General features: G+C 62.3%; 7 protein-coding genes. 5 read left to right on the top strand and 2 right to left on the bottom strand.

Going from position 1 to position 9,119, the window contains the following annotated elements; translation table 11 throughout:
- Window positions 1-150: 150 nt before the first annotated feature.
- Window positions 151-1,644 (bottom strand): CoA-acylating methylmalonate-semialdehyde dehydrogenase, encoded by a 1,494-nt coding sequence (locus M1B34_RS10025; protein WP_123329869.1) that lies wholly within the window; start codon window positions 1,642-1,644, stop codon window positions 151-153.
- A 74-nt stretch (window positions 1,645-1,718) separates the two neighbouring features.
- On the bottom strand, window positions 1,719-3,068 hold the full coding sequence (aptA, locus tag M1B34_RS10020) for an omega-aminotransferase AptA (protein WP_268265005.1): 1,350 nt from the start codon (window positions 3,066-3,068) through the stop codon (window positions 1,719-1,721).
- 123 nt (window positions 3,069-3,191) lie between these two features.
- Between aptA and M1B34_RS10015 the strand changes: the two genes are divergently transcribed.
- The 5 genes from M1B34_RS10015 (at window position 3,192) to M1B34_RS09995 (ending at window position 9,114) form a co-directional block, all read left to right on the top strand.
- Window positions 3,192-4,112, top strand: a complete 921-nt coding sequence (locus M1B34_RS10015) for a LysR family transcriptional regulator (protein WP_123329865.1) — start codon at window positions 3,192-3,194, stop codon at window positions 4,110-4,112.
- Between the two features lie 132 nt (window positions 4,113-4,244).
- On the top strand, window positions 4,245-5,639 hold the full coding sequence (locus tag M1B34_RS10010) for a uracil-xanthine permease family protein (RefSeq protein WP_123329863.1): 1,395 nt from the start codon (window positions 4,245-4,247) through the stop codon (window positions 5,637-5,639).
- Window positions 5,640-5,726: 87 nt separating this feature from the next.
- Entirely contained in the window at window positions 5,727-6,389 is a 663-nt protein-coding gene (locus M1B34_RS10005) for a TetR/AcrR family transcriptional regulator (protein ID WP_123329861.1), read from the top strand.
- A gap of 13 nt (window positions 6,390-6,402) precedes the next feature.
- Window positions 6,403-6,984 carry an IMPACT family protein gene (locus M1B34_RS10000; protein ID WP_268265004.1) on the top strand — a complete coding sequence of 194 codons (582 nt, stop codon included), beginning with the start codon at window positions 6,403-6,405 and terminating at the stop codon, window positions 6,982-6,984.
- A 564-nt stretch (window positions 6,985-7,548) separates the two neighbouring features.
- A complete protein-coding gene (locus tag M1B34_RS09995; RefSeq protein ID WP_268265003.1) occupies window positions 7,549-9,114 on the top strand; it encodes an ABC transporter ATP-binding protein in 1,566 nt (521 codons plus the stop codon).
- The last annotated feature ends 5 nt before the right edge of the window (window positions 9,115-9,119 follow it).

The raw sequence follows: 9,119 nt of genomic DNA, 5'->3' as shown, positions 1-9,119 counted from the left end.
TTTTCCGTTTCGACTGCGCCGGAAGTGGGGCGAATTATAGGCCCATAGAATTTGCCGTCAACCATTAATTTCACAATTCTGTCATAACGGTCAAAATCGCCCCTAAAAACAAAGGCCGCCCCAAGGGGCCGGCCTTTATGCCTTGCCTGATTACAAACTAGGGAACGCGAACTGCGACGCTTCATGACTGGCCCGTTGTGGCCAGCGCTGGGTAATGGCCTTGCGACGGGTATAGAAGCGCACGCCATCCGGGCCATACGCATGCAGATCGCCAAACAACGAACGCTTCCACCCCCCGAAGCTGTGGTAAGCCACCGGTACCGGCAACGGTACGTTGACCCCAACCATTCCCACTTCAATCTCGTCACAGAACAGGCGCGCCGCTTCACCGTCACGGGTGAAGATGCAGGTGCCGTTGCCGTACTCGTGATCGTTGATCAGTTGCATGGCCTCTTCCAGGCTGTTGACCCGCACAACGCAGAGCACAGGCCCGAAGATTTCTTCTTTATAGATGCGCATCTCCGGGGTCACCTGATCAAACAGGCAGCCACCCAGGAAGAAGCCGTCTTCGTTGCCGGCCACACTCAAGCCACGACCATCAACAACCAGCTTGGCGCCCGATGTCACGCCGTCTTCTATATAGCCGCTGACCTTATCCCGCGCCTGAGCAGAAACCAGTGGCCCCATGTCCAGGCCACACGAGGTGCCTGCACCGATCTTCAGCGCCTTGATCTGCGGCACCAGCTTGGCAATCAGTGCATCCGCCACTTGATCGCCGACACACACGGCCACCGAGATCGCCATGCAACGCTCGCCACAGGAACCATACGCCGCCCCCATCAACGCGCTCACGGCATTATCCAGGTCCGCATCCGGCATCAGCACCGCATGGTTTTTCGCCCCACCCAGCGCCTGCACACGTTTGCCACGTTTGGTGGCTTCGGAATAGATGTACTCGGCAATCGGCGTAGAGCCAACAAAGCTCAAGGCTTTGACTTCCGGCGCTTCGATCAGCGCATCCACCGCGCCCTTGTCGCCGTGCACCACACTCAGCACACCTTTAGGCAAGCCGGCTTCCAGCAACAGTTGAGCAATCAGCAATGTCGAGCTTGGGTCGCGCTCCGACGGCTTGAGGATAAAGCAGTTACCGCAGACGATCGCCAGAGGGTACATCCACAGCGGCACCATGGCCGGGAAGTTGAACGGGGTGATCCCCGCCACCACACCCAGGGGCTGGAAGTCAGACCAGGCATCGATGTTCGGGCCGACGTTACGGCTGTATTCGCCCTTGAGGATCTCCGGCGCCGAACACGCGTACTCGACGTTCTCGATACCGCGCTTCAACTCACCGGCAGCGTCTTCCAGGGTTTTGCCATGCTCTTCGCTGATCAGTTGGGCAATCCGCGCTTCGTTCTGCTCCAGCAACTGCTTGAAGCGGAACATCACCTGGGCACGCTTGGCCGGCGGTGTGTTGCGCCAGGCCGGGAAGGCAGCCTTGGCCGAATCGATAGCGCGCTGCATGGTGTCACGACTGGCCAGCGGCACTTGGTGGATCACTTGGCCGGTGGACGGGTTGAATACGTCGGCGCTACGACCGTTGTCGGTCACCAGTTCGCCGTTGATCAAATGCGGGATAAGGCTCATGCAGGGCTCCTGAAAAGTTGTCCACAGGCGCGAATCGCTCCGCGCCTGATCTGTGTTCTACATAGAAGGGCGAATCAGTCGATCTTGTTCAGCACTTCGCCAACCGCATCGAACAGACGGTCGAGGTCTTGTGGCTTGCTGTTGAAGGTGGGGCCGAACTGCAGGGTGTCGCCGCCGAAACGCACGTAGAAACCAGCCTTCCACAAGGCCATGCCGGCCTCGAATGGACGCACGATGGCATCACCGTCACGCCCGGCGATCTGGATCGCCCCGGCCAAGCCGTAGTTACGGATGTCGATCACGTTCTTGCTGCCCTTCAGGCCATGCAAGGCATTCTCGAAATGCGGCGCGACTTCCGCCACGCTCTGCACCAGGTTTTCTTTTTGCAGCAGATCCAGCGCCGCCAAACCGGCTGCGCACGCCACTGGGTGTGCCGAGTAGGTGTAGCCGTGGGGGAATTCCACCGCGTACTCAGGGGTCGGCTGATTCATGAAGGTCTGGTAGATCTCGGAGCTGGCAATCACCGCGCCCATCGGGATCGCACCGTTGGTGACTTGCTTGGCAATGCACATCAAGTCCGGGGTCACGCCGAAGCTATCGGCACCAAACATCGAGCCGGTACGACCGAAGCCGGTGATCACTTCGTCGAATACCAACAGGATGCTGTGTTGATCGCAGATCTCGCGCAAGCGCTTGAGGTAGCCCTGTGGCGGCACCAGCACCCCGGCAGAACCGGCCATCGGCTCGACGAACACCGCCGCGATGTTCGAAGCGTCGTGCAGTTCGATCAGTTTCAGCAGCTCATCAGCCAAAGCGATACCGCCCTGCTCCGGCATGCCGCGGGAGAAAGCGTTGCTGGCCAGCAGGGTATGGGGCAGGTGATCGACATCCATCATGGCCTGGCCAAACAGCTTGCGGTTGCCGTTGACGCCGCCAAGGCTGGTGCCGGCGATGTTCACACCGTGATAGCCACGGGCGCGGCCGATCATCTTGGTCTTGGTCGACTGGCCTTTCAGGCGCCAGTAGGCCCGCACCATCTTCACCGCCGTGTCGGCACACTCGGAGCCCGAGTCGGTGAAAAACACGTGGTTGAGGTTGCCCGGGGTCAGGTCGGTGATTTTCTCGGCCAGTTGGAACGACAGCGGGTGGCCGTATTGGAAGCCTGGGGAGTAATCGAGGGTGCCCAGTTGCTTGGAAACCGCTTCCTGGATTTCCTTGCGGGTGTGGCCGGCGCCACAGGTCCACAGGCCCGACAGCGAGTCGTATACCCGGCGGCCCTTGTCATCGATCAGCCAACTGCCTTCAGCCCCAACGATCAACCGCGGGTCGCGCTGAAAGTTACGGTTGGCGGTGTAAGGCATCCAGTGAGCGTCGAGCTTGAGCTGGCTGGCCAAAGACTGGGGAGCGGTTTCGGGCATGTTCATGTGCAGGTCCTCGCAAGGCAATGAGCGGCATCGGGATCGAAGCGTTATTGCAGCTAAGTTGCCACGGCTATAAAGTCGATGAAATCCAACTTTAATAACCTTCAGTCAGGCCATGGCTAAACTATGAGCGTTCGCCGAATCGACCCGCTGGCCCAAGTCAGCGACTTTGATATCCGCCTCTTACGGATTTTCCGCAGCGTGGTCGAATGCGGTGGTTTTTCCGCCGCAGAAACCGTGCTCGGTATTGGCCGCTCGGCCATCAGCCAGCAGATGAGCGACCTCGAACAGCGGGTCGGCCTGCGCCTGTGCCAACGAGGTCGCGCCGGCTTCTCCCTGACCGAGGAAGGCCGCGAGGTCTATCAATCGGCGCTGCAACTGTTAAGTGCACTGGAAACCTTCCGCACCGAGGTCAACGGCCTGCACCGCCATCTGCGCGGCGAACTGATCATCGGCCTGACCGACAACCTGGTGACCCTGCCCCACATGCGCATCACCCACGCCCTGGCGCAGTTGAAAGAACGCGGCCCGGATGTGCAGATCCAGATCCGCATGATCGCCCCCAACGAAGTCGAACAAGGGGTGCTCGACGGCCGCCTGCACGTCGGCGTGGTGCCCCAGGCCAGCGCCTTGTCGGGCCTGGAGTACCAGCCGCTGTACAGCGAGCGTTCGCTGCTCTACTGCGCGGTCGGTCATCCCCTGTTCTATGTCGACGATCGCCAGCTTGAAGACCAGCGCCTCAATGAGCAGGACGCCATCGCCCCGGCCTTTCGCCTGCCCGCAGAAATCCAGGCCCATTACCAGCGCCTCAACTGCACCGCCAGCGCCTCGGACCGTGAAGGCATGGCTTTTCTGATCCTCACCGGGCGCTACATTGGCTACTTGCCGGACCACTACGCCAATGTCTGGGTGCAACAGGGCCGGCTGCGCGCCCTCAAGCCCGCTTCGCGTTTCTACGACCTGAGCCTGGCATCGGTCACGCGTAAAGGCCGACGCCCCCATTTGGTGCTGGAAAGCTTCCTCGAAAGCCTGGAAGCCACCCGTTGAAACTTCATAAGCCAGGGCTAAAACCCCTTGTTTTATTGGACAAAACCCAAACATCGAAAAAATAACCTGAGTACTTGGACAGCTTTTTGCAAGGCATCGGCACCTGAACCGACAGCCCCGAGTTCCAAGCCCATGCACGCAGAAGACCCCAGCTCCAGCGACCTGATTTACGGCCTCGACGATCGTCCCAAACCCGCCGCCGCCACCCTCGCCGCCCTGCAACACGTACTAGCGGCATTCGTCGGCATCATCACTCCGCCGCTGGTGATCGGTTCGGCCCTGGGCCTGAGCGCTCACCTGCCCTACCTGATCAGCATGGCGCTGATGGTGTCGGGGGTCGGTACCTTTATCCAGGCGCGACGGCCGTTCGGCATCGGTGCCGGGATGATCTGCCTGCAAGGCACCAGCTTCGCCTTCCTGGGCGCCGTGCTCTCGGCCGGGTTCCTGGTCAAGCAACGTGGAGGCAGCCCGGAGGACATCCTGGCAATGATCTTCGGCGTATGCTTTTTCGGCGCGGCGGTGCAAATCGTCCTCAGCCGTTTTATCGGGCAACTGCGCCGAGTCATCACACCGCTGGTGACTGGCATCGTCATCACCCTGATCGGGGTCAGCCTGATCAAGGTCGGCATCACCGACCTGGGCGGCGGCTTCAATGCCCCGGACTTCGGCGCTCCGGGCAATCTGGCGCTGGGGGTGTTCGTGCTCCTGACCATCATCCTGCTCAACCGCAGCAACACGCCCTGGGTGCGCCTCTCGGCCATCATCATCGGTCTGGCCCTGGGCAGCCTCGCGGCCTGGTTCAGCGGCAAGCTGGTGCCACACGCCCTGCCCGACCTGCCCCTGGTGAGCGTACCGATTCCCTTCAAGTTCGGTTTCAATTTCGACTGGACGGCCTTCCTCCCGGTGGCGCTGATCTACCTCATCAGCACCATCGAAACCGTCGGCGACCTGACCGCCAACTGCATGCTCGCCCGCAAGCCCATCAGCGGCCCCTCTTATATAAGCCGGCTCAAGGGCGGCGTTCTCGGGGATGGCGTCAGTTGCATGATCGCCGCCACCTTCAGCGCCTTCCCCAACACCACCTTTGCGCAAAACAACGGGGTGATTCAGTTGACCGGCGTGGCCAGCCGCTACGTCGGCCTGTACATCGGCCTGATCCTGTTCTGCCTCGGCCTGTTCCCGTTGATCGGCGCAGTGCTGCAGCAAATCCCCAAGCCAGTGCTGGGCGGCGCGACCCTGGTGATGTTCGGCAGCGTCGCCGCAGCCGGCGTGCGCATCCTCGCCCAGGCGCCCCTGGACCGCCGCAGCATGTTGATCATCGCCACCTCCTTCGGGGTCGGCCTGGGCATCGCGGCGCAACCCAACCTGCTGCACCTGCTGCCCAAGGTGGTGCAGAACCTGTTCGACTCGGCGATCACCAGCGGCGGGCTCACCGCAATCTTCATGTGCCTGCTATTGCCGGAGGCCAAGGCGGCCGCGCCTGACGCAAACACCGCCTTCGAAAGCGACACGGCGAAACCCCTTTGACGCTTTTGTCGCCTTAAGGCTTGTCGGATTGTTGTGGGTGCGCTATCAACGCACTGGTTGCACCCACAGACCAGCTCGGAAATGTCCATGACCTTTGAAGTCCCAGCCCACGCAGGCGCTCACTCCGGTAAACCCGCCAGCCGCATTCGTCAAAAGAACGAAGAAGCCATTCTCCAGGCCGCCGAAGACGAGTTCGCCCGTCACGGTTTCAAAGGCACCAGCATGAACACCATCGCGCAGAACGCTGGCCTGCCCAAAGCCAACCTGCACTACTACTTCACCAATAAACTGGGGCTGTACGTAGCGGTGCTGAGCAACATCATCGAGTTGTGGGACAGCACCTTCAACCACCTCAGCGCCGACGACGACCCTGCCGAAGCCCTGTCGCGCTACATCCGCGCCAAGATGGAATTCTCCCGGCGCCAACCCCAGGCCTCGCGCATCTTCGCCATGGAAATCATCAGCGGCGGTGAATGCCTGAGCGAGTATTTCAGCCAGGACTACCGCACTTGGTTCCAGGGTCGCGCCGCCGTGTTCCAGGCCTGGATCGACGCCGGCAAAATGGACCCCGTCGACCCGGTGCACCTGATCTTCCTGCTGTGGGGCAGCACCCAGCATTACGCCGACTTCGCCACACAGATCTGTCGCGTCACCGGACGCAGCAAGCTGACCAAGCAAGACATGGAAGACGCGGGCAACAACCTGATCCGCATCATCCTCAAAGGCTGTGGCCTCACCCCCGCCCTGTAAAAGATCCGCGCCCATGCCCTTTACCCTTGTCGGCCTTTGCGAATACCGCGAAGAAATTCGCAAAAGCCGTTTCATCGCCCTCGCCGCGCCCATCACCAGCCCCGCTGAAGCCCAGGCGTTTATCGAGCAGCACAGCGACCTCAATGCCTCACACAACTGCTGGGCCTGGAAGCTGGCCGACCAGTACCGCAGCAGTGACGACGGCGAGCCCGGCGGCACTGCCGGGCGGCCCATGCTCGCGGCCATCGAAGCCCAGGACTGCGATCACGTGGCCGTGCTGGTGATTCGCTGGTACGGCGGCATCCAACTGGGCACCGGCGGCCTGGCCCGCGCCTATGGCGGCAGTGCCAACAAATGCCTGCAAGGCGCCGAGCGCATCGAGTTGATCAGCCGCGTCCCCCTGAGTTGCGCCTGCTCCTTCAGTGAGCTGGCCCTGGTGAAACTGCGGGTAGGCGAATTGGGCGGGCTGGTGGTCGCGGAAGACTTCACCGCCAACGGGGTGGAGCTGCAACTGGCCCTGGGCGCGGCACAGATCGACACCCTGCAAAGCCAGTTGGCCGACCTAAGTCGTGGGCGCATCCTCTTGCAGCGCTGAGCGCACCAAGAGCGTCCACGTGGCCACTTAGCCGCTGTGCATAACCTCGGCGCCCCTCCAACACTTGCCCACATCTACTGTGCACCCGACTGTGGATAAGCTGAGCACATTCCCCTGTAACCCTTCTGTCACGTGGCTTTGCGGGGCTTGATCATTTTTTGTCCAAAGCCCTCCCAAGATGACTTTTTCCACAAGAAAACAGCGGCTTAGCCCGATTTATCACCTTTGGAAGACAAGCCCCGCCGGCTTATGCCCGAGCGGGTCGCTTGCACACAAATACTGTGGAGCAAGCTGTGGATAACCCGTGCAAGGCTGCACCCGCCGCTGACAGCGTATGGCCCCCAGCCGTTTGATCGTTTTTTGACCACCCGACAACGGGCCTAATCGGCGCCTTTTCCTCCGCCCTGCCCTGAAGTGGTGCCCACCCGTGCCTGGCTTTAGCGCCTGGGCAGGGCGCCTGACCTGCTCGGGACCGCTGCCGAGCGCGGCCTAGAGGTTTTCCTGACTCACTGGCCAGGAAATTGCTTTATCCACAGGCATAACGCCAAGCGACCCGAGTCCGCCATGCCAAACCCTGTGCCTGAACCCGAGCCAACACCGCGCCTGCAACTGCGCCGCATCACTAAACGCTACCCCGGCTGCCTGGCCAACGACGCCATCGACCTGAGCATCCGGCCGGGGGAAATCCACGCCTTGCTGGGGGAGAACGGTGCCGGCAAAAGCACCTTGATGAAGATCATCTACGGCGTGGCCCAGGCCGACTCGGGCGAACTGATCTGGCAGGGCCAGCGTCAGGTCATGCGCAACCCGGCCCAGGCCCGCAGCCTGGGGATCGGCATGGTGTTCCAGCACTTCTCGCTGTTCGAAACCCTGAGCGTGGCGCAGAACATCGCCCTGGCCATGGGCGCCGCCGCAGGTACGCCCAAGCAACTGGAGCCGAAAATCCGCGAAGTCTCGCAGCGCTACGGCATGCCACTGGAACCGGAGCGCCTGGTGCACAGCCTGTCCATCGGCGAGCGCCAGCGCGTGGAAATCATCCGCTGCCTGATGCAAGACATTCGCCTGCTGATCCTCGACGAGCCCACCTCCGTGCTGACCCCGCAAGAGGCCGACGACCTGTTCATCACGCTGCGGCGCCTGGCCAGCGAGGGCTGCAGCATTCTGTTTATCAGCCACAAGCTCGCCGAAGTCCGCGCCCTGTGCCACAGCGCCACGGTGCTGCGGGGCGGCCGCGTGGCCGGGCACTGCATTCCGGCCGAGTGCACGGATCGGCAGTTGGCGCAGTTAATGGTGGGTGAAGCCGCCGCGCTGATGACCGATTACCCGAAGGTCACTGGCGGCAACACCTTCCTGGAATTGCACAGACTGTCCTGGCACAACCCCGACCCGTTCGGCTGCTCCCTGCATCAACTCGAGTTGCAGGTACGCAGCGGCGAAATCGTCGGCATTGCCGGCGTGGCCGGGAACGGCCAGGACGAACTGCTGGCCCTGCTCAGTGGCGAGCAGCGCTTGCACCGCAGCGAGGCCAAGACCGTCAGTTTCGCCGGCCAGCCCGTCGCCCATTTACCCGCCGATGCCCGGCGCGGGCTGGGGCTGGCCTTTGTGCCCGCCGAACGCCTGGGCCATGGCGCCGTGCCTGAATTGAGCCTGGCCGATAACGCCCTGCTCACGGCCTTCCAGCATGGCCTGGTGAGCAACGGCCTGATCCAGCGCGGCAAGGTCGAGGCCCTGGCGCTGGAGATCATTCGCCGCTTCGGGGTGAAAACCCCTGGCACCCACGCCGCCGCCCGCAGCCTGTCCGGCGGCAACTTGCAGAAATTCATCCTCGGCCGGGAAATTTTCCAGCAGCCCAAGTTGCTGGTGGCCGCCCACCCAACCTGGGGCGTGGACGTCGGCGCCGCCGCCACCATCCATCGGGCCCTGGTGGCGCTGCGCGAAGCCGGCGCGGCGATCCTGGTGATTTCCGAAGACCTCGACGAACTTTTCCAGATCAGCGATCGCCTGGCCGCCCTGTGCAGCGGGCGCCTGTCGCCGCTCAAGGCCACCGCCGACACCAGCCTGATCGAAGTCGGCGGCTGGATGGCCGGCCAGTTCGATGCCCCTCAACCCTCCTCCGCCCTGGCGGTTTAACGGAG

The sequence above is a fragment of the Pseudomonas morbosilactucae genome, from assembly GCF_023241715.1.
Taxonomy (GTDB): Bacteria; Pseudomonadota; Gammaproteobacteria; order Pseudomonadales; family Pseudomonadaceae; genus Aquipseudomonas; species Aquipseudomonas morbosilactucae.
Note: the sequence above shows the minus strand (reverse complement) of the source record. Positions and strands in the feature narration are given on the sequence as shown.

What these genes read in the sequence shown, in the direction of transcription:
- M1B34_RS10025 (WP_123329869.1), bottom strand. Translation starts at nt 1,644, where the DNA reads ATGAGCCTTATCCCGCATTTGATCAACGGCGAACTGGTGACCGACAAC.
- aptA (WP_268265005.1), bottom strand. Translation starts at nt 3,068, where the DNA reads ATGAACATGCCCGAAACCGCTCCCCAGTCTTTGGCCAGCCAGCTCAAG.
- M1B34_RS10015 (WP_123329865.1), top strand. Translation starts at nt 3,192, where the DNA reads ATGAGCGTTCGCCGAATCGACCCGCTGGCCCAAGTCAGCGACTTTGAT.
- M1B34_RS10010 (WP_123329863.1), top strand. Translation starts at nt 4,245, where the DNA reads ATGCACGCAGAAGACCCCAGCTCCAGCGACCTGATTTACGGCCTCGAC.
- M1B34_RS10005 (WP_123329861.1), top strand. Translation starts at nt 5,727, where the DNA reads ATGACCTTTGAAGTCCCAGCCCACGCAGGCGCTCACTCCGGTAAACCC.
- M1B34_RS10000 (WP_268265004.1), top strand. Translation starts at nt 6,403, where the DNA reads ATGCCCTTTACCCTTGTCGGCCTTTGCGAATACCGCGAAGAAATTCGC.
- M1B34_RS09995 (WP_268265003.1), top strand. Translation starts at nt 7,549, where the DNA reads ATGCCAAACCCTGTGCCTGAACCCGAGCCAACACCGCGCCTGCAACTG.